Origin of the sequence: Streptomyces sp. NPDC007162 (genome assembly GCF_040634175.1) — a bacterium.
Taxonomy (GTDB): Bacteria; Actinomycetota; Actinomycetes; order Streptomycetales; family Streptomycetaceae; genus Streptomyces.
Window position 1 is genome coordinate 17,054 of record NZ_JBEYFC010000006.1, and the last position, 19,165, is coordinate 36,218.

Annotated in this window: 21 protein-coding genes; 8 read left to right on the forward strand and 13 right to left on the reverse strand. The window is 70.6% G+C overall.

Annotated elements, in window-relative coordinates; translation table 11 throughout:
* The first annotated feature begins 74 nt into the window (after positions 1-74).
* Positions 75-641: a MarR family transcriptional regulator gene (locus ABZ646_RS01460; RefSeq protein WP_360511759.1), complete on the forward strand. Its 567-nt coding sequence runs from the start codon at positions 75-77 to the stop codon at positions 639-641.
* On the opposite strand, the gene ABZ646_RS01465 is transcribed toward ABZ646_RS01460, so the two are convergent.
* The 3 genes from ABZ646_RS01465 to ABZ646_RS01475 all read right to left on the reverse strand — a co-directional run bounded on the left by ABZ646_RS01465 (position 626) and on the right by ABZ646_RS01475 (position 4,717).
* On the reverse strand, positions 626-2,680 hold the full coding sequence (locus ABZ646_RS01465; protein WP_360511761.1) for an NACHT domain-containing protein: 2,055 nt from the start codon (positions 2,678-2,680) through the stop codon (positions 626-628). The genes ABZ646_RS01460 and ABZ646_RS01465 overlap by 16 nt on opposite strands.
* Entirely contained in the window at positions 2,673-3,773 is a 1,101-nt protein-coding gene (locus ABZ646_RS01470) for a DUF6801 domain-containing protein (RefSeq protein ID WP_360511763.1), read from the reverse strand. Before ABZ646_RS01470 ends, ABZ646_RS01465 begins: the two co-directional genes overlap by 8 nt.
* A gap of 104 nt (positions 3,774-3,877) precedes the next feature.
* Positions 3,878-4,717, reverse strand: coding sequence for a diacylglycerol kinase family protein (locus tag ABZ646_RS01475; protein ID WP_360511765.1), 840 nt, complete (start codon positions 4,715-4,717; stop codon positions 3,878-3,880).
* 197 nt (positions 4,718-4,914) lie between these two features.
* Between ABZ646_RS01475 and ABZ646_RS01480 the strand changes: the two genes are divergently transcribed.
* Entirely contained in the window at positions 4,915-6,198 is a 1,284-nt protein-coding gene (locus tag ABZ646_RS01480; RefSeq protein ID WP_360511767.1) for an adenylosuccinate synthase, read from the forward strand.
* A 158-nt stretch (positions 6,199-6,356) separates the two neighbouring features.
* Positions 6,357-8,174, forward strand: coding sequence for a 5'-nucleotidase C-terminal domain-containing protein (locus ABZ646_RS01485; protein ID WP_360511769.1), 1,818 nt, complete (start codon positions 6,357-6,359; stop codon positions 8,172-8,174).
* Positions 8,175-8,242: 68 nt separating this feature from the next.
* On the opposite strand, the gene ABZ646_RS01490 is transcribed toward ABZ646_RS01485, so the two are convergent.
* From ABZ646_RS01490 to ABZ646_RS01500, 3 genes are read right to left on the reverse strand one after another with little or no spacing between them, the layout of a single operon-like run.
* On the reverse strand, positions 8,243-8,713 hold the full coding sequence (locus ABZ646_RS01490; RefSeq protein WP_360511771.1) for a DUF3291 domain-containing protein: 471 nt from the start codon (positions 8,711-8,713) through the stop codon (positions 8,243-8,245).
* Positions 8,714-8,745: 32 nt separating this feature from the next.
* A complete protein-coding gene (locus ABZ646_RS01495; protein WP_360511773.1) occupies positions 8,746-9,402 on the reverse strand; it encodes a helix-turn-helix domain-containing protein in 657 nt (218 codons plus the stop codon).
* Between the two features lie 38 nt (positions 9,403-9,440).
* Positions 9,441-9,731, reverse strand: a complete 291-nt coding sequence (locus ABZ646_RS01500; protein WP_360232853.1) for a hypothetical protein — start codon at positions 9,729-9,731, stop codon at positions 9,441-9,443.
* Between the two features lie 140 nt (positions 9,732-9,871).
* On the opposite strand from ABZ646_RS01500, the gene ABZ646_RS01505 reads away from it, so the two are divergent.
* Positions 9,872-10,273: a hypothetical protein gene (locus tag ABZ646_RS01505; RefSeq protein ID WP_360511775.1), complete on the forward strand. Its 402-nt coding sequence runs from the start codon at positions 9,872-9,874 to the stop codon at positions 10,271-10,273.
* On the opposite strand, the gene ABZ646_RS01510 is transcribed toward ABZ646_RS01505, so the two are convergent.
* Both ABZ646_RS01510 and ABZ646_RS01515 read right to left on the reverse strand, forming a co-directional pair.
* Positions 10,270-10,521 (reverse strand): DUF397 domain-containing protein, encoded by a 252-nt coding sequence (locus tag ABZ646_RS01510; protein ID WP_360511777.1) that lies wholly within the window; start codon positions 10,519-10,521, stop codon positions 10,270-10,272. The genes ABZ646_RS01505 and ABZ646_RS01510 overlap by 4 nt on opposite strands.
* Positions 10,518-11,354, reverse strand: coding sequence for a helix-turn-helix transcriptional regulator (locus ABZ646_RS01515; RefSeq protein WP_360234157.1), 837 nt, complete (start codon positions 11,352-11,354; stop codon positions 10,518-10,520). Before ABZ646_RS01515 ends, ABZ646_RS01510 begins: the two co-directional genes overlap by 4 nt.
* A 124-nt stretch (positions 11,355-11,478) precedes the next feature.
* On the opposite strand from ABZ646_RS01515, the gene ABZ646_RS01520 reads away from it, so the two are divergent.
* The 4 genes from ABZ646_RS01520 to ABZ646_RS01535 all read left to right on the forward strand — a co-directional run bounded on the left by ABZ646_RS01520 (position 11,479) and on the right by ABZ646_RS01535 (position 13,166).
* Positions 11,479-11,886: a hypothetical protein gene (locus tag ABZ646_RS01520; RefSeq protein ID WP_360511779.1), complete on the forward strand. Its 408-nt coding sequence runs from the start codon at positions 11,479-11,481 to the stop codon at positions 11,884-11,886.
* 138 nt (positions 11,887-12,024) lie between these two features.
* Positions 12,025-12,372 (forward strand): hypothetical protein, encoded by a 348-nt coding sequence (locus ABZ646_RS01525; RefSeq protein ID WP_360511781.1) that lies wholly within the window; start codon positions 12,025-12,027, stop codon positions 12,370-12,372.
* A gap of 75 nt (positions 12,373-12,447) precedes the next feature.
* Complete coding sequence (locus ABZ646_RS01530; RefSeq protein WP_360511783.1) at positions 12,448-12,714, forward strand: hypothetical protein; 267 nt, start codon at positions 12,448-12,450, stop codon at positions 12,712-12,714.
* Positions 12,711-13,166, forward strand: a complete 456-nt coding sequence (locus ABZ646_RS01535) for a hypothetical protein (RefSeq protein WP_360511785.1) — start codon at positions 12,711-12,713, stop codon at positions 13,164-13,166. Before ABZ646_RS01530 ends, ABZ646_RS01535 begins: the two co-directional genes overlap by 4 nt.
* Positions 13,167-13,268: 102 nt before the next feature.
* Here the strand turns inward: ABZ646_RS01535 and ABZ646_RS01540 are convergent, their stop codons facing one another.
* The 5 genes from ABZ646_RS01540 to ABZ646_RS01560 all read right to left on the reverse strand — a co-directional run bounded on the left by ABZ646_RS01540 (position 13,269) and on the right by ABZ646_RS01560 (position 19,050).
* On the reverse strand, positions 13,269-13,523 hold the full coding sequence (locus ABZ646_RS01540; protein WP_360511787.1) for a hypothetical protein: 255 nt from the start codon (positions 13,521-13,523) through the stop codon (positions 13,269-13,271).
* A gap of 139 nt (positions 13,524-13,662) precedes the next feature.
* Positions 13,663-14,313 (reverse strand): hypothetical protein, encoded by a 651-nt coding sequence (locus tag ABZ646_RS01545; protein WP_132889559.1) that lies wholly within the window; start codon positions 14,311-14,313, stop codon positions 13,663-13,665.
* Between the two features lie 89 nt (positions 14,314-14,402).
* On the reverse strand, positions 14,403-16,874 hold the full coding sequence (locus tag ABZ646_RS01550) for a dolichyl-phosphate beta-glucosyltransferase (RefSeq protein ID WP_360511789.1): 2,472 nt from the start codon (positions 16,872-16,874) through the stop codon (positions 14,403-14,405).
* A complete protein-coding gene (locus tag ABZ646_RS01555; protein WP_360511791.1) occupies positions 16,871-17,569 on the reverse strand; it encodes a GntR family transcriptional regulator in 699 nt (232 codons plus the stop codon). The genes ABZ646_RS01550 and ABZ646_RS01555 overlap by 4 nt, the downstream gene beginning before the upstream one ends.
* 125 nt (positions 17,570-17,694) lie before the next feature.
* The gene (locus ABZ646_RS01560; RefSeq protein WP_360511793.1) at positions 17,695-19,050 is read right to left on the reverse strand and encodes an aspartate aminotransferase family protein; all 1,356 of its coding nucleotides are present in this window, start codon (positions 19,048-19,050) and stop codon (positions 17,695-17,697) included.
* Positions 19,051-19,165: the final 115 nt, after the last annotated feature.

Below are 19,165 nucleotides of genomic sequence, written 5' to 3' on the forward strand. Positions count from 1 at the left end.
GCTTCAGAACGTACGCTTGCTTCAGAAATTTGTGAAGTTAAGGAAGCGCGGAAACCGACGCTAGAGTGGTGACCATGACTACGGATGCGGCAGGCCGTGCCGGGGGAGGCGACCAGGGGCGCGCCGGGGGACGTGACCGGGAGGCCGTCTCGACGTTCGTGGAGAGCTTCGCGGCGCAGCTCGTCGAAGCCGGGATGCAGCGCATGCCGGCCCGCATCTTCGCGGCCCTGCTGTCCTCCGACTCCGGCACCATGACCTCGGCGGAACTCGGCGAACAGCTCCAGGTCAGCCCGGCCGCGGTGTCCGGCGGGGTGCGCTACCTGGCGCAGCAGCACATGGTCGCGCGGGAGCGGGAACCGGGCTCGCGGCGGGAGCGGTACCGGGTGCACAGCAACCAGTGGTACGAGGCCCTCACCAACCGGGACGCCGTGATCAAGCGGTGGGAGGGCGCGCTCAGGGAGGGTGTGGACAGCCTCGGCGCGGGCACCCCCGCGGGGCGGCGGCTGGCCGAGACGCTCGCGTTCTTCGAGTTCGTGGACGGGGAGATCGCGCAGATGATGGAGCGCTGGCGGGCGCGCCGGGACGAACTGTTCGGCGGAACCGGGGCGCCCGGCCGGACGACCGGTCAGGGCCGGGGCTGAATCCCGGGATCCTCGGTCAGCAGGTCCTGCAGCCGCGCGTGCCGGAACTGGTACACCGCCCCCGCCCGCCGCAACGCCCGGCGCTCGCAGGCGTCCTCCAGGAACGTGACCAGCCGCCAGGGCAGCCGTCCCGTCAGAGGCAGCCAGATCCGCGCCAGCGCGATCCACTGCCCCCACGCGGTCAGACACAGCCCGTACCCGAGGCCGCCCCCGAACGCCCCCTCGATGCCGAAGACGAGACCCAGCTGGAGGCTGCGCAGCGGGGTCTCGGTGAAGCTGCCGCCGAACCAGGCGAGGAAACCGAACACGAGCGCCCAGACGGCGATGTGGGCGTGGACGTTCCTGCGGTTCATCCGCAGCAGGTCCACGCAGCTCGCCGACCTGTCCACGTCGGCGGGTGCCTCCAGCCAGTCCGTGACCGCCAGCACCAGACCGGTCCCGAGCCCGAAGATGAGCGGCAACTGGGCCGCGGACACCAGTCCGCCGCCGAGCCCGTCGTCGAGCCCCAGCCACGGCACCACGGACCGGTCCACGGCGACGATCGCGACCGCGCCCGCCAGCGCGACCAGGGAACCGACGGCGATCCTGCTCGACAGCCCGTCCCGCAGCCGCCGCCCGGCGTCCCGGCGGAGCGTGATCTCGATCGGGGACGGTTTCAGGGCGTCGTTGCCGCTGGCCCGGTGGTAGATGAAGCCGCACGCCGCGCCCAGCAGCAGCCCGTGCAGGGTGCCGACGACCAGCCCGCGCCGGACGGCGAACCCGAGTCCGTGCGAGGAGCCGATCAGGTCGACCGGGATGTTCCCGACCGCGGTGACGAAGGCGAAGGACACCCCGGCGAGGAACGCGATCACCGCGGTGCGCTGTCGGAGCGGCAGCGTCGTGCCGAGTTCCCACCAGGCCAGGTCGGGCGTCGGCGTCTCCCGTTGTCTCAGGTCGTGGGCGAGGTAGGCGAGCCAGCGCCGGGCGCGCCGGGCGTGCGACGGACGCGGGTACACCGACGGGAGGAACGCGGTGAGCAGGTGCCGTTCGACGCGGTCCGAGGTCGGGAACTCCGCGCTGTCCAGCAACGTCTCCGGGCCGCTCGCGCCGCGCTCGCCGTGGACGGCGGCGGCCAGGGCGACCATCAGCGGGGTGGACAGCGCCTTGCGCAGCGGGCCGTCGGGGTGGTCCCGCATGTCGGCCAGCACCGGGTCCCAGTCGGCGGCGGCGCTCTGCGGGCCGCTGAACCGCAGGTACCGCACCGAGTCGTCCGGGGGGAGGTCCGCCAGCACCACGACGGCGGCGCCCTGCAAGCCCGTGGTGTCCTCGACGGCCTCCTTGTACTCGTCGTAGCGGCTGGTGAGGACGTACGGCAGCCAGGTGGCCGAGAGCTTCTTGCGCGCGTCGTCGCGCAGACCTTCCGGGATCTCGTCGAAGCCGTCCAGGACGGGCAGGATCAGCCGCTCGCTCACCAGTCTCTCGGCGAGTGTCATCCCCCCGTCGGGGTGGGCGGCGGCCAGCCAGGGCCGGTCGCGGCTCAACTGGTCGCTCAGCCAGCGGGTCAGCGCCACCTCGGCCGGGTTCCACGACCCGAGGCTGAAGATCTCCGAGACCGGTGCGCCGGCGGAGCGCTGCTCCAGCCACCGCAGGACGAACTGGGTGCCCAGCACGCTCTTTCCCGAGCCGGCTCTGCCCAGCACCACCAGCCGGCCCGTCGGGATCCGCTCGTAGACCTGGGCGATCTCGTCCAGGTTCCCGGTCAGGTCCTGCTCGGAGCCCTCGCCCCAGACGAGTTCCGGGTGGTCCGTGGCCAGCTCCTCGTCGCCCGGGGGTGTCCAGCGCACCTGCATCCGCCGGCGGTCCCCGATGCCGAGCTGCGCCTGCTCGTCCCGGCGGCGCAGCAGGATGCTCGCGGCCAGTTCGTCCTGCGGGAGCCTGCCGGTGCCGAGGTTCACCACGCCGATGGACCTGGCGACGACCTGGGTCCCGCTGCCGTGCTGGTGCGCGTTGACGACGTCGGGTCCGCGCTGCTCGCCGCCGCCCGTCGCGCGCTCAGCCATCGTCGCCCCGGCGCCGCCGGAACCACATCGCGCTGCCGAACGCGGCCCCGGCCACGACCAGCACCGCGACCGCCGCGCGCAGCGGGGCGGGGACGGCCGTACGGTCCTGTGCGCGGGTGCGGTCCGCGGAGTCGGTCTCGGGGCGGGCGAAGGTCGGCGCACCGCCGGGGGCGGCCGACGCGGACGGCGAGACCGCTGCCGACGCCGACGCCGACGCAGTACCGCTCGGGGTGCCGGATCCTCCGGGCCCGGGACTACGGGAGCCCCTGCCCCGCGGAGAACCCTGAGCCCCGTCGTCCCCGGCCCCCGCCCCTGTGCCGGAACCTGGACCCGAACCCGTCCCGGACCCGGAGCCCGCTCCGGACCCCGAACCCGCCCCCGACCCGGACCCACCTCCCGTCCCCGTCCCACCACCTGTCACTGACCCACCCGACCCCGCCCCGCCCCCCGACCCCGGCCCCGCCCCCGTCGGTGCGGGCGACGCCTCCGCCGGCAGTATCCGGAACGACGACAGCACCCTGTCCTGGTCCTGGTCCACATCGCACGACGCGTTCACCGTGCCCGCCACCGTCTCGCTGCCGTCCGCCTTCCGCGGCGTCACACGCATCTCGATGTCACCTGCCACGATCCTCGCGGTGCCCGCCCGCGTGAAGGTGAGCGACGGCGCGGTCCCGTGCGCCGGGACGGTCATCGCCCCCGACGCCGGGATCTGGGTCACGGGCACGTCCATCGGCACGGTGACGTCCACGTCCCCCTGCGGCGCGGCCACGACGGCGTGCACCTTCGCCGTGCCTGCGAGGCTCGTCGCCCCGATCGTCCGCAGTCCCCCCGGGACGAGCCCGCCGACCGTGGCCGACGCGTCCACCGGCAGCCGTGGAGTGGGCCGGCCGACCACGTGGGTGTCGGAGACGTCCCACGCGACCGACCCCGTCATGGCCTGTCCGCCGAGCAGCCCGAAGTCACAGGTGTACCGGAAGGCACGGGGAGCGGCCGCCGCCCGCGCGGCTCCCGGCGCGACTCCCGGGGCGACGACGAGGACGGCACCGGCGACCCATACGGCGGCCGTACGTCCGGCCCGTAATGCACCTGGCATATACGCACCGTACGTACCCGGCTGCACTACGTCAGCCCGGCCGGTGGAACCTTCACCACGCTTCCACGAACCGTCGCGGACGAACCGTCGCGGACCGCGAGCGCCTACGCCGGCACCGTCAGTCCCCAGGCCCCCTCTATCACCCGCCACGTCCGGCGCCGTACCGGCCCCGCCACCCCCGCGTCGGCCCGGTACCGGAAGTCCGCGCCCGCCACCGTGACCGTCCGGCCCGACGCGCGTAGCGGAGTCGCCTCGGCGCCCACCGACAGCGGCCGCACCTCCACCTCGGCCACCCCGCGCGCGCCCGGGGTCACGGACACGCCCTCCAACGGCTGGTCCAGATCCACCACCGTCCGCCCGTCGACCTCCACCCGCAGCCGCGCGGGCCCCGGCCGGGGCACGACCGGGGCCGGGCGGGTGGACAGCGACCGTACGAGGGTCTGGTACGGCCGCAGCCACGGCCGTATCGCGGTCTCCGGCTCCGGCTCCGGCACCTGCGGCTCGGCCGCCACCGGCGGGATGCGCAGCGCGCCCAGCACCACCCCGTCGCTGTCGTCGACCAGGAGGTCCATCCGGCGCTCCACGCCGTCCAGCACCGCCCGCGCCGCCGCCACGGCACCGGCGGGCACCCCGAGGGTGTGGGCCACGCTCTGCGCGCCCCCGACCGGGACCACGGAGAGCACACATCCGGCCAGCTCCCGGCGGCGGTGCAGCAGGGTCACCGCGCGGACCAGGGCGCCGTCGTCGCCGATGACCACCGGCCGCCGCGAGCCCCGGCGGGACAGCACCCGGGCGAATTCCTCGGGCCCGTCCGGCATGCACACCTTCGCGGCCGCACCCGCGCTGAGCACGTCTTTCGCGATCCGGACGGATTCGTTGTCCGTTTCCCTCGCCGCCGGATCGATGATCACCAGCAGCTGATCGGACGTCGCGAAAGTCGCCACCTCGGTCCTGCCTCGCTTCCTCGGGTAGCATCACTGTGCAAGAGCCCCTTGCGCTATTGCGCCAGGGGCTTCGTCTATTCCGGGGCATCCGGTCCGACGGTTGTGCGGCCAACGACGGTCGCGGTGGTACGCGGCGCTGAACATTACGCGCACGCCCCTGACCTTGGACATGCCCCGCCCGGAAGGGGTGTACGCGCGTGCCCGCACTTGTGCTGCTCGGTGCTCAGTGGGGTGACGAAGGCAAGGGAAAGGCGACGGACCTGCTAGGCGGCTCCGTCGACTACGTGGTGCGATACCAGGGCGGCAACAACGCCGGCCACACGGTCGTCGTGGGCGACCAGAAGTATGCGCTCCACCTCCTCCCTTCCGGAATCCTCTCGCCCACATGTGTTCCGGTCATCGGCAACGGTGTCGTCGTCGACCCGTCGGTCCTGCTCTCCGAGCTGAGCGGTCTGAACGAGCGTGGCGTCGACACGTCCAAGCTCCTGCTCAGCGGTAACGCGCACATCATCACGCCGTACCACGTGACCGTCGACAAGGTGACGGAACGCTTCCTCGGGAAGAGGAAGATCGGGACGACCGGGCGCGGTATCGGGCCGACCTACGCGGACAAGATCAACCGCGTGGGCATCAGGGTCCAGGACCTGTACGACGAGTCGATCCTGACCCAGAAGGTCGAGGCGGCCCTCGACGTCAAGAACCAGCTGCTCACCAAGCTGTACAACCGGCGTGCGATCGGCGTCGAGCAGGTCGTCGAGGAGCTGCTGGGCTACGCGGAGAAGCTCGCTCCGTACGTCGCCGACACGGTCCTCGTCCTCAACCAGGCGCTGGAGGACGACAAGGTGGTCCTCTTCGAGGGCGGCCAGGGCACGCTCCTCGACATCGACCACGGCACGTACCCCTTCGTGACCTCGTCCAACCCGACCGCCGGCGGTGCCTGCACCGGCTCCGGCGTCGGCCCGACGAAGATCAGCCGGGTCATCGGCATCCTGAAGGCGTACACGACCCGGGTCGGCGCGGGCCCGTTCCCGACGGAGCTGTTCGACGAGGACGGCGACGCGCTGCGCCGGATCGGCGGCGAGCGCGGTGTGACCACCGGCCGGGACCGTCGCTGCGGCTGGTTCGACGCGGTCATCGCCCGCTACGCGACCCGCGTGAACGGCCTGACCGACTTCTTCCTCACCAAGCTCGACGTGCTCACCGGCTGGGAGCAGATCCCGGTCTGCGTCGCGTACGAGATCGACGGCAAGCGCGTCGAGGAACTCCCGTACTCCCAGACCGACTTCCACCACGCGAAGCCGGTCTACGAGACCCTGCCCGGCTGGTCCGAGGACATCACCAAGGCCAAGTCCTTCGCGGACCTGCCGAAGAACGCCCAGAACTACGTCAAGGCGCTGGAGGAGATGTCCGGCGCCCCGATCTCCGCGATCGGCGTGGGCCCGGGCCGCAACGAGACGATCGAGATCAACTCGTTCCTGTAGGACGCGAGTGCACAGGTGTCTTGGGCCGGTCTTGGGAATCCTTGACTGGCCCTTGGGCTGCTCGTGGTTACGCCGGTAACAGGCGAACGCCAGCATCTACGCGGGTAGTTCCGCCGCGCCGCCCGACCGACCGTGCCTTTCGAGCCCAGGAGACCTGAATGCCCGCCCATCCCCTGAACCGCCGTGAGTTCGTGCAGAAGTCGGCCGTGACAGGCGCCGCGGTCGCGGTCGCCGGGACGCTCGGCACCGGCACCGCCCAGGCTGCCCCGCACAAGCCCGAGTGCAAGCCCCTCACCTGGAGCTTCTCCATCCTGGGCACCACGGACCTGCACAGCCACGTCTTCAACTGGGACTACTACACCAATGCGGCGCCCGTGGACTCCAAGGGCAACACCTACGGCATCGCCCGGATCGCCACCCTGGTGAAGAACATCCGCAAGGAGCTGGGCGCGGACCGGGTCCTGCTCGTCGACGCCGGTGACATCATCCAGGGCACGTCCCTCGCCTCCTACTTCGCGAGCGTCGACCCGATCACCGGCAAGGACGGCAAGCGCGGCCCCAAGCACCCCATGGCGATCGCCATGAACGAGATGCGCTACGACGCGGCCGCCCTCGGCAACCACGAGTTCAACTACGGCATCGAGGTCGTCCGCACCTTCGAGAAGCAGTGCGACTTCCCGCTGCTCGGTGCCAACGCCCTGGACGCCAAGACGCTGAAGCCTGCCTTCCAGCCCTACACCGTCAAGCGCGTCAAGGTCCCGCACGGCCCGGACATCAAGGTCGGCATCCTCGGCCTGACCAACCCGGGCATCGCCCTGTGGGACAAGGACAACGTCTCCGGGAAGATGGCCTTCACGGGCCTGGTCGAGCAGGCGAAGAAGTACGTGCCGCGGCTGCGTGCCCTCGGCTGTGACGTCGTCTTCCTCACCGACCACTCCGGCCTGGACGGCTCGACCTCGTGGGGCGACGAACTCCCCTACGTGGAGAACGCGTCGAACCTGGTCGCCGAGCAGGTCCCCGGCATCGACGCGATCCTCGTCGGCCACACCCACGTCGACGTGCCGACCTACACGGTGAAGAACGCGGAGACGGGCGAGGACGTCCTCCTCTCCGAGCCGTACTGCTACGGCTACCGGCTCTCCCGCTTCGACTTCGAGCTGGAGCACGTGCACGGCTCCTGGAAGATCACCAAGAAGACCGCCACCACGCTGAACAGCAACACCGTCACCGAGGACCCGCGGATCACCGAACTCCTCACCGCGGACCACCAGCTGGTCGTCAAGTACGTCAACACCGCGATCGGCACCTGCACCGCCGCGATGTCGACGGCGGAGGCCTGCTGGAAGGACGTCCCCGCCATCGACTTCATCCAGCAGGTCCAGATGGACGCGGTGAAGGCGGGCCTGTCGGCGGCGGACGCCGCGCTCCCGCTGATCTCGGTGGCCGCGTGCTTCAGCCGTACGGCCACCATCCCGGCAGGTGACGTGACGATCCGCGACGTCGCGGGCCTCTACGTCTACGAGAACACCCTGTACGGCAAGAAGCTCACCGGCGCCCAGCTCAAGGACTACCTGGAGTACGCGGCGAAGTACTACCACCAGGTCCCGGCCGGCACGGCGGTGGACACCGCCACCCTCACCAACGCCAACAGCTTCTGGGACTACATGTACGACATGGCGACCGGCGTCGACTACGAGATCGACATCGCGGCGGCCGAGGGCTCGCGCATCAAGAACCTGACCTACAACGGCACCGCGGTCGCCGACGACCAGGTCTTCGTCGTCGCCGTCAACAACTACCGCGCCAACGGCGGCTCCGGCTACCCGCACATCGCGTCCGCCGAGATCGCCTACAGCTCCACCAACCAGGTCCGCGACCTGATGGTCGCCTACGCCACGGCCAAGGGCACCATCGACCCGTCGACCTTCGCGGCCACCAACTGGAAGCTGACCCAGAACGGCACGCCGGTCTTCTGATCCTGACGTTTCGTCATCACTCCGCTCTCGCCCGGCCGGATGCCCTTTCCGGCGGGCGAGTCGGCGTTTCAGACGATCTCGGCCGCGGTCGGTGCGGGGTGGGGGTCGCGCAGGGTGAACGCGGACGGCCCGGGGCCGTGTTCGCGTACCAGCGTGACCCGCTCCAGCGCCTCGGCGAGGCTCGGGCGGTGACCGGCCGGGACCCACCACAGGGCCAGGTGCGGCTCGATCGCGCGGTGGAACCACTCGCGGCGGCGGCTCAGTACGCGCAGGTGGCCGGAGCGGTAGGTGAAGTCCCGCAGGGCTTCGACCGACTCCCAGACCGAACAGTTGATCAGGAGGAGTTCGTCGTTCTGGTCGGGGCGGATGCCCGTGGCGTCCGCCCCCTCCTCGTCGACCAGGCGCCACACGAATCCGGGGCTGCGGTCGGCGAGTCCGTTGATCTCCGGCTGCAGGGCGACGAAGTCGGCCAACTCGGGTTCGTCCAGCGGGGCGACGATGCGGCCGACGTTGACTTGCGCGAGATGAAAGCCAGTCATGGGTCCAGCATGGCCGGACCCGACTTCTATAGTCAATGACTTTTGTTTTTAGAGAGGGACACACAGCACCCGCCGGGGCACGGGTCCATCGCCGGCGACCACTCCTCGGACGCCAGACCTTCCAGGAGTGCGAGGTTCATGCCGCAGACCAGGGCGGGGAACTCCCCGGCCAGCGCGTGGAAGGGGCAGTTGTGCAGCCGCAGCGTCTCCCCGTCCCAGAAGGGCTCGTAGCCACGGGTCCGCAGCACCTCGACCAGGTCACCGGCGTCGGCGTCCGGGTCCGCCGCGCCCGCGGCCCGCGCCGCGGTCTGCAACTCCCGGTCCAGGCCCGCGTGTTCCACCACCTCGGCAAGCAGCCGGCCGGCCGCGTCGTAGGACCGGGGCGGGACGGACACGGAGTGCTCGCCCTCGGCACGCCGGTACACCTTCGCCGGCCGCCCGGCCCCTGGGCCGGTGCGCCCGGAGAGCCGCTGGAACGACACGTCCAGCAACCCCGCCTCGACCAGCTTGTCCAGGTGGAAGGCGGCCAGCGACCGGGTCACCCCGACGGCTTCCGCGGCCGCGTCGCGCCCGACCGCACCCGGTGCGGCGGCGACGTGCCGGTAGAGCCGACGGCGCACGGGATCACCCAGCACGCCCAGCACCGCGAACGCGGAATCTGCGGGATCTGCGGAATCTTCAGCGGTCACACGCAGACTCTATGACCAGTGGGATCATTCGAAACAGCTCAGCCGAGCGGGCGGTGGGACAGGCGGCCGCGGAACTGTTGGTGTGCCAGGCCGAGTACGGTCGCCTGGACCAGCGCGCCGACCGGTACCGCGGCCCACACCAGTGGGCCGGGGAGCATCAGGAGGAGCAGGGAGGTCGGGGTGGTGACCAGGAAGGCCCAGACCAGCGCCATGCTGCCGTCGAACGCCGCCGCGTCCACGCAGGCCCACACCGTGACCCCGGCGACGAGCAGCAGGTAGCCGAGGGCGACGGGGGTCCGTAGCGCCGAGATGAGGGTACGGCCGTTCATGGGGTGCCTCCTGGAGATCGTCTCGCTGTCCGAGCCCCACGGTGCCCTTCAGCTGTCGACGGCCGCCTGAGCGACGGTACTCAACCGCTCCTCGCGGTCGTACTCAGGCGGGAACACGCGGGCGGCGCGACATTGGGGGCATGAGATTTCCGCCGCCCTCGTACCAGCAGCCGTACCCGCCGTCGTACGGTCCCGGGTTCCCGCCGCCGGCCCCTTCGTCGGGTGGGCCCGCAAGGGTGGGCTTCGCCGTGACGGCCGGGCTGCTCCTCGCGGCCGCGGTCGCGGTCACCGGGCTGTTGTTCTTCGGCATGATCTTCGCCAGTGACAGCTGTGGCACCTCGGCCGGGACAGTGCGGTTCTGCGACGACTCCGGTGTCTGGATGCTCGTGGCGATGTTCGGGCCGACGGTCACGCTGGCCGCCGCGGTGGTCACGGTCGTACTTGGGGTGGTGTGGGCGCGGCGACCGTGGACGTCCCTGGCCCTGGGCGTGCTCGTCTACGCGACCGGGCCCGCCCTCGCGCTGTTCACGGTCTTCGGCTAGCGCCCCGCCTCCGCCTCCAGGAAGGAGGCCCAGGCGGCGGGGGAGAGGGTGAGGTGCGGGCCGTCGGGGGCCGTCTTGGAGTCGCGGATGTGGATGGTGTGGGGGCAGGGGGCTATTTCGAGGCAGTTCCCGCCGCCGCCGTCGCTGTAGGAGGACTTGCGCCAGGTGTAGGCGGTCTCGACGCAGTCGCCGCCCCCGCCGTCGCTGTAGCTGGACTTGAACCATCGCAGGGTTTTGGTGCGGGTCATCGCTTCTCTCCTGCCAACCGTTCGATGAGGCTCACTGAGTCGTCGGTACTCAGGGCCTGTGCGCGGATCTTCGCATAGCGGTGGGCGAGTTGGGAGACCTCCTCCGGTTCGCTGACCAGGATGCCCTGGTCCTCGATCTCCATGTAGACGACGTGTTCGTGCTCCGCGGTCACCACCATCTTCATGGGCCCACGATCACCGGCGTACGTCCCCCGCAGCCCCCGCTCCATCGGCAGTACGTGCAGGCACACATTGTCGCGCTGCGCGTCCTCGGAGAGGGAGAGCAGTTGTCCCCGGAGTACGTCCCAGGAGCCGAACGGCCTCCTCAGCACGCTCTCTTCGAGGATCAGCTCGATCATCGGGGCCGGCTCGCGCTTGAACAGCGCCCGGCGGGCCAGCCGGGCCTCGACCAGCTCCTCCCGTTTCTGCTCGGAGACCGGCGGGAAGCTGCCCCCGATCAGCGCCCGTGCGTAGTCCTCGGTCTGGAACAAGCCGTCGACCACGAGAGTCCCGTACGACGAGATCGTGACCGCCCCGGCCTCCAGCTCCGAGAAGCCCCGGAACCGGGCGGGGTACTTCTCCAGCAGCATCCACTTGCGGGCCTTCTCGAAGACCCCCATCCCGTTGCCGATGGCCTCCTCCAGCGCCACCAGCATCTTGTCGCTGGCGGGCTGCGCGCACGTCTCCATCGCGCTGACCGCGGAGGCCGTGTAGCCCGTCCGTTTCCCCAGCTCCTCCTGGGTCAGCCCTTGTTGCTCACGCAGGGCCTTCGCCAGGGCGGCCACCATCTGTGCCGTACCGCCCGCTTCCTCTTTGTTCTCGGCCCGCGCCATTGCGGTCACCCCCGAACTCAACCGAACTCAACCGGTCACAACCGACGCACCCCGATTTCCGACCGTATTCGGTGGTCGACTCAGAGTCATGGAAAAGCTAGCCCCGGCTGCCGAAACTGATCCCATGAACACGGAAAGTGACCCCTCAAAGCTGGGCTGGATTCCGGCACACGGCGTGCAACTCCGTAAAGCCGGTGTTCAGTTCGACGCCGTGCGGGTGGACGACGGGGCGTGGGGGCGGCGGCTCGCCGATCGGCTCGCGGAGTTGACCGGGGGTGATCCCGGGCCCGTCATCGAGGTCGCGAGCAGGCGGCGGTGCGTGTACTTCCTGGTGCCGGCCGGGAGCACGGGCCACCTGCCGTGGCCTGCGGAAGTGACCCGGCTGACTGCCGTCCCGGACCGGGTGTCGTACATCCCGATCCCCGCGCTGGACGGCATGACCTGGCCGTTGTCCTGGCGGTACCGGCCGACCTGTCCCGACCGTTTCGTGCACACGCGACTGCTGCGTTCCGCGCTTCACTCCCCGGAGTGAAATCCGTCAACGTGGCGCCGGGAAAAAGGGATTGTGGCTTGCGTTCGGCTCTTTGCGTGGCCCTAGAGTCACGATCAACAGATTGCCCCCGCGGTGCGCCAACACCCGGGGGCTCGACACCAGGAGTGAGCCCTCCCGATGCGCGTTCATCGTATGGCGCCCGTGCGCGCCTTCGCAGCTCTTGCCCGCACCCGTTTCGGGGACCGTCGTCTGTCCTGGGGTGCGGTAGGCGTACTGGCGTACCTCTTGGGGCTGCCCGACGGGTCCTGGATCACCGAACGCATCCTCGCCGAGCGGCGCCGGGAGGGGTGCATGTCGGTCGTCGCGGCCCTGCGTGAGCTGGAGGAACGGGGTTATCTGCGCCGGGTGGTGACGCGGGACCCGGTGACCCGGCAGTACTCGACGGCCTGCGAGGTATTCGACGGGCCGTACGAATCGGCGACACGCACGGGTGAAATGCAAAAAGTTCGCCTCGTGGCGGCCTAGAAAGCAGAGAAGGGAACGTCGTTGACTGTCACACTTGTGCGCCCCGAGGTGGTATACCGACGGTATACTGTGCTCATGGCTGACACCACGATCAAGGTCGACCCCGCTGTCCGTGACCGCCTCCAGGAGCTCGCCCGGGAACGTGGGATGAGCATGCGGGACCTCGTGGCGGAGCTGGCCGGAGCCACGCCCACCAAGGAAGAGCTGCGCAAGCGGTACGAGGAGACCAGGGCGTACGTCGAGGAGCACTTCCTCGGCAGGCCCTACACGGAAGAGGACGAGAAGGCCGGCGAGCAGCTGTGGGCCGCCATCGAGTCGGGGCGGATCGGGGAGGTCCAGTGAGCCAGGAGGAGCGGTACCCGCTGCCGCGCGCCGTCATCTTCGACGACACGGCGGCCCTGGCGCTCGGGGCCGGCAACAGGATGGCCTCCCGGCTGGTCGTCGAGGCGGAGAAGGATGCGGCGTTGCGGGTGTACATCCCCGCGGTGAGCCTCGCCGCGGCGGAGCGGGAGCGGGCCAGGGTCGCCGAGCACGTCGGCGCGCTGCCGTCCGTCACCATCGAAGGGCTCGACTTCGCGGCGGCCACCGCCGTCGGCAAGCGACTGCGTGCCGCGAACGGCGAGGCGGGGAACAGGGAGGACGAGAAGGACGAGCCGGACTGGAGTGGTGCCCATGTGCTGCACCTCGCCCTGCCGACCGTCGAGTGGCCGCGCGGCCGTCCGGTCCTGACCAGGACACCGATGCGGTACCGGGGCACGGGCATCCGCACCATCCGGATCGTCGAACAAGGCTGACCGCGCACCCCAAGGCTCCGGACCGACGCGGTCCGGAGCCCTGTCCACTTCACTCAGAGATGATCACGCGGCTCAAGGCCGGTTCAGTCGGTGCGTGGCGGCCTACCAGCCGTGGCCGCAGTCGGAACCCATGTCGGTGAACTGCGCACCCGGGCTGCCCTCACCGTTGAGGAGGTTGCCGGCGAGCCCGTTGGCGATGCCCACCTCACCGAGGATGTCGAGGTTGAAGTCGTGCGACCGGCAACCGCCGCCGTGGTGCCCGCCCTGGGGCGCGAGGGCGGTGGCCGGGACGGTGCCCATGAAACTGACGCCGCCGATGATGGCGACCGCAACAGCTGCCTTCTGAAGCTTGCGCATGTCTCCTCCTTGGGTTCGCTGGAGCGCGGGACAAAAGATCTGATAAGCGCTCATTTCGGAGGCTAGATCGACATCTCTCGCCGCGCTCCCCGGAGGAGCCATATGGGGTTCCGCCGTACGGGGGCGGGTTCACGGACCGTCAGCTGAAGACGATCATCGATCCCTGGGCCAGGCTGCGGGTCGCCGCCGCATGCAGGCCCAGCCATACGTGCCGTTCGCGGGCGAAGGGGCTGGGGTCGTAGGGGGCCGGGACCGCGGGCTCCTCCAAGTCGGTGGGGACGGCGGGGGGTTGCGGTGCGGCCGGGGGGTTCGCGGGGTCGATGCCGATCGACGGGGCGACGTACTCCAGCTCGCGCAGCAGCGCGTGCGAGGAGCCCAGCGGGCCGCCGCTCGCGAGGAGTTCGTCGCTGGAGAGCGGGCTGGGGAAGTCGACCGGGACGTAGGCGCCGGCGTGGTCGTAGTGCCAGACGAGGTGGGACTGCTGGGCCGTGGACTCGAACATCTCCAGGAGCTGCTCGTAGTCGCCGCCGAGGTCGTCCACGGGGGACACGGGCAGGCCGCAGACCTGGAGCAGGTACGCGCGGCGCAGGAAGTGGAGCGCGTCGTAGTCGAAGCCGGCCACGGGTGCCACCTCACCGGACAGGCCCGGCATGTACTGGTACACCGGCACCGGTGGCAGTCCGGCCTCGGCGAGCACCTTGTTGTATTGCGCGAGTTCCTCGGCGAACGGATTGTCGGGCGTGTGGCACAACACGTCCACGAGCGGTACCAGCCAGAGGTCACAGGCCAAAGAGGGCTCCTCGTATCAGCGCGTTCACAAGCGGTGTGCGGCTAGGTGGTCAGCTAGGTGGTCAGGAAGAGTAGTCGGTGCGGGGTCGGTCAGCGCCCCTCGTGCAGGTCCCATACCCACACCCCGCCCGTCCACTTACCGGGTTTTCCGGTCAGTGCCGTCACGGCCTGCCGGAGTTTGTCGTCGTTGGGCTGCGGGGCGACCACCAGGACGCCCGCCTTCCAGTACGCGAAGTCCGTCTTCGCCTGCGCCCGCCAGTTCCTGCCGATCACCGGCACCTTCCCGGTGTAGCGGACGTCCCGCAGCATGTCGGAGGTGTAGCGCGGGACGGCGCCGTAGATGCCGATGCGATCATCCCCGTAGGGGCCGTTGAAGTATCCGCCGGGCATCTTGAAACCGAGGCCGGCGGTGGTCTGCCAGTGCAGCGCCTCCGCGGCGCCAGGATCGGGCAGCGGGAGCGGTACGAGGGACTCGCCCGTGCCCACGTACGACCTCCACGCCCCGCTCGTGAAGAACGCCGGGACCGGCTCCCGCGGGACCGCCTTCAGGGGCGCCGGGACGATCGGGAGCAGGGCGAGGGCGACCGAGAGCAGGCCGGCGTAGAGGGTGCCGATCCGCTGGGTGGACAGCACCTTCTCCAGGAAGATAGCCAGCAGGACGCCCAGCGCGGGCGCGCAGATCATCGCGACCCGGCCCTCGATCACCGACTCGAACAGCGGGAACTTCCGCACCAGCGCCCACGGACCCGGGTACACCGTGTCCGTCAGCGGGATCCGGATCTTCGGGCCGAGCGACAGCACCGCCGCGGCCAGCGAGGTGAACGCCAGCGCCTTGACCAGCGGCCGTTCCCACAGTCGTACGACGATCGCGAAGACGAGCAGGACCAGCGGCCAGCCGTAGAAGGCGTTCTGCTCGGTCGGGTTCAGGGAGAGCTCGTTGGCACGGGCCGCGTCGCCGAAGAGCAGCGAGCGCTCGGCGAAGGCCAGCAGGGAGAGCGGGCTGTTTCCGGCGTTGTCGCCGTGCAGCACGCTGTGGTAGCTCTGCGGCCCGGTGAACTGCCAGTACAGGGGGAAGGCCACCAGCGGGAGGCAGACCGCCCCGGCCACCAGCAGCCCCTTGCCGAGCGGGCGCCAGGCCTCCTTCGCCACGTCGGGACGTACCGCGGCGTACGCGACGGCGAACAGCACCATCCCCAGCGCGGCCAGCAGCAGCGGCTCCTCGCCCAGGAACACCTGGTAGGCCGTCAGCACGCCGAGCACGATCCCGTCCCGCCGGACCCGTGCGCCGGTCGCCAGCCGCAGGGCGCGGTCGACGATCAGCGGGATCATGAACAGGATCACGAAGTTCGGGTGCGCGTTGGCGTGGCTGACCATCGGTGGCGCGAAGGCCGCGAGGGCCGCACCGACGAAGGCCGCGCCCCGGTGCCGTACCACCCGCTTCACGATCAGCCAGTACCAGGCGACGGCGGTCGCGGCGAGGCCCAGCGCCATGCAGACGGAGAGCGAGACGGCCGGTCCGGCGAGCAGGGTGAGCGGGGCGAACGGGACGGACATGCCCAGCATGACCGTGTTGGCCATCAGGTTCACGCCGTCGGGGAAGTTCTGGAGGTCGGAGAAGAGCGGGTTGCGCAGGTGCGCGAGGTTGTCCGCGGTCACCGCGAAGAACCACTCCCACTGGTTCTGGTCCTGGATGGAGTCGACGAGGTAGCGGTGGCCGGGATCGAAGAAGCGGTGCGAGTACAACGCCACGGACAGGACGAGGAAGAGGGCCGCGACCAGCAGGTCGGCGGGGCGCAGCCGGCGCAGCCGCAGCAGGACCAGGTCGCCGAGGACCCTCGGGTAGGCCAGCGCACCCACCTTCGAGCCCGGCTGGTGGCTCCAGCGGACCGGGACCTCGGCGATGGGGTGGTCGGCCCGGTGCAGGTGCTGGAGGACCTCGACGTCGATGCCCCAGCCGTCGAGGCGGGACGCGGCGAACGACTCACGGGCCAGGTCGCCGTCGAACAGCTTGAAACCGCACTGCGTGTCCCGCAGGCCGGGCACGGCGGTCGCACGTATCAGCAGGTTCCCGGCCCGGCCGAGCAGCTCCCGCAGCCGGTGCTGGCGGTCGGCTATCTCCGCTCCGGGCACCGCACGCGAGCCGATCGCCGCCGCGTTGCCCTCGCTGAGCGCCTTGTCCAGCCGCTCCAGCTCCTCGATCGGGGCGGCCAGGTCGGCGTCGGTGACCAGCACCCGGGCGCCCGTCGTCGCGGCGACGCCGAGGCGCAGCGCGTTGCCCTTGCCGCGGTTGCGGTCGGCGGTGACCAGCCGGACGTGCGGGTGCGCCAGGGCGGCGACCTCGCGAGTGCCGTCGGTCGAACCGTCGTCGGAGACGATCACTTCCCAGCAGCCGAAACGGCTCTCGTTGTCCGCGAGATAACGGGTGACGGCGTCGAGGGTGGGACCGAGCCGCTCCTCCTCGTTGTACGCGGGTATGACGACGGAGAGGCCCAACCGCTCCGCATCGGCCCGCTCCGCGTCCGTCCGCTGCTCCGCGTCCGCCCGTTCCGTGGGCTCGGTCATCCGTTCTCCGACAGTCGCTCGATCAGGGCGAGGGAGTGGGTGTTGTACGCGGCGACGATCCCCCGGGTGGTCTCCGCGTCACGGCGGACCACCGCGTCCACCAACTCCGTGTGCCCGGCCCACAGATACCCGCGTAGATCGGGCAGCCGCCGCAGCTGCTGGACCGCGCACACCCAGGACTGGACACGCAGCCGGTGCAGGAAGTCGCCGAGGTAGGGGTTGCCGAACAGGGCGGAAAGCTCCCGCCAGAACCGCAGGTCGTAGCCGATGAGGACGATGAGGTCACCGGCGGTCGCGGCGCGGTGCGCCTCCTCGCCGCGGCGGCGGACCGCGGCCAGGGCGGCGGTGACGCGCGGGTTCTGGGTGTCGTCGAAGGCGGGGTGGTGGCCGTCGGCCAACGCCTGGAACATGCCGTCGATGACCATGCAGCGTGCCTCGATCATGCCCCGGTAGTCGGCCAGGGTGTACTCGGGGACGCGGAAGCCGCGGTGCTGGTCGGCTTCGAGGATGCCCTGCGCGGACAGGTCGACCAGGGCCTCACGGACCGGCGTGGCGGAGACCCCGTACTGTTCGGCGATCTCCTTGACCGTGAACTCGCGGCCCGGCTGGAGTCGCCCGGCGAGCACCTCGTCACGGAGCGCGTCCGCGATCTGCTGGCGCAGGGTACTGCGCGTCACAGCGCCGTTGCCGGGCATCGTCGGGTGCCTCTCCTCACGCGTTCGGGTGACGTGCTCGCTTACATGTACATCTACGAGCACGCCACCTTACGCGTTCGGGTTGCCTCCGTACGTCTTCTCTGTGGGGAAGGCCGCCCGTGACCTCACACGGTGTACTCGTCGGCCACGCTCAGGGCGGCGTCCAGTGCGGCGAACCCCTCCTTCAGCTCCGCCTCGGTGACGTTGCACGGTGGCACGACATGCGTCCGGTTCATGTTCACGAACGGCCACAGGCCGCGCTCCCTGGCGGCCGCCGTGAACGCCGCCATCGGCGCGTTCGCCTCGCCCGCCGCGTTGTACGGCACCAGCGGCTCCCGGGTCTCCCGGCTCCGCACCAGTTCGAGCGCCCAGAACATGCCGGTGCCGCGTACCTCGCCGACGCTCGGGTGCCGTTCGGCGAGCGCGGCGAGCGCGGGTCCGACGACCTCCGCGCCGAGCCGCCGGGCGTTCTCGACGACCCCCTCCTCCGCCATCACGCCGATGGTGGCGACGGCCGCGGCACACGCCAGCGGATGCCCGGAGTACGTCAGCCCGCCCGGGTAGGGCCGCTTCCCGAAGGTCTCGGCGATCCGGTCGCTGATCGCCACACCCCCGAGCGGCACGTACCCGCTGTTCACCCCCTTGGCGAAGGTCATCAGGTCCGGTACGACCCCGAACAGGTCGGCGGCGAACCACTCACCGGTCCGCCCGAACCCGGCCATCACCTCGTCCAGGACGAAGACGATCCCGTACTTGTCGCAGATCTCCCGGACCCCCGCGAGGTATCCCGGCGGCGGCACCATGATCCCGGCGGTCCCGGGGATCGTCTCCAGGACGATCGCGGCGACGGTCGCCGGCCCCTCGAAGGCGATCGTCGTCTCCAGGTGCTCCAGCGCCCGGGCGGCCTCCTGCTCCTCGGTCTCCGCGTAGAAACGGGAGCGGTAGAGGAAGGGCGCCCAGAAGTGCACGACCCCGGCGGCGGCGCCGTCGGAGGCCCAGCGGCGCGGGTCGCCGGTGAGGTTGATCGCCTGCTGCGTGCCCCCGTGGTACGAGCGGTACGCGGACAGCACCTTGGGGCGGCCCGTGTGCAGCCGGGCCATCCGCATCGCGTGCTCGATCGCGTCGGCGCCGCCGTTGGTGAAGAAGATCCGGTCCAGGTCGCCCGGCGTCCGCTCGGCGATCAGCCGGGCCGCCTCCGAACGCGCCTCGACGGCGAAGGCGGGCGCGAAGGTCGTCATCGTCGCGGCCTGCTCCTGGACGGCGGCGACGACCTTCGGGTGCTGGTAGCCGACGTTGGTGAAAACGAGCCCGCTGGTGAAGTCCAGGTACCGCCTGCCGTCGTAGTCCCAGAAGTACGACCCTTCGGCACCGGCCACGGCCAGCGGGTCGATGAGGTCCTGCGCGGACCACGAGTGGAAGACGTGCGCACGGTCGGCCGCCTTCACGGCGGCTCCGGCCTGGGGATTGGGCTGAGGGGTCATGGCGGGGAGCGTAGGAGCGCCGGGAGGGGGCGCGATATCGGCGACATGTTCCGTGCTCCGACGGATTCCGCGACACGTTGTCCACAACCGGTGGATGTGCCCGGCCGTCCGGTAC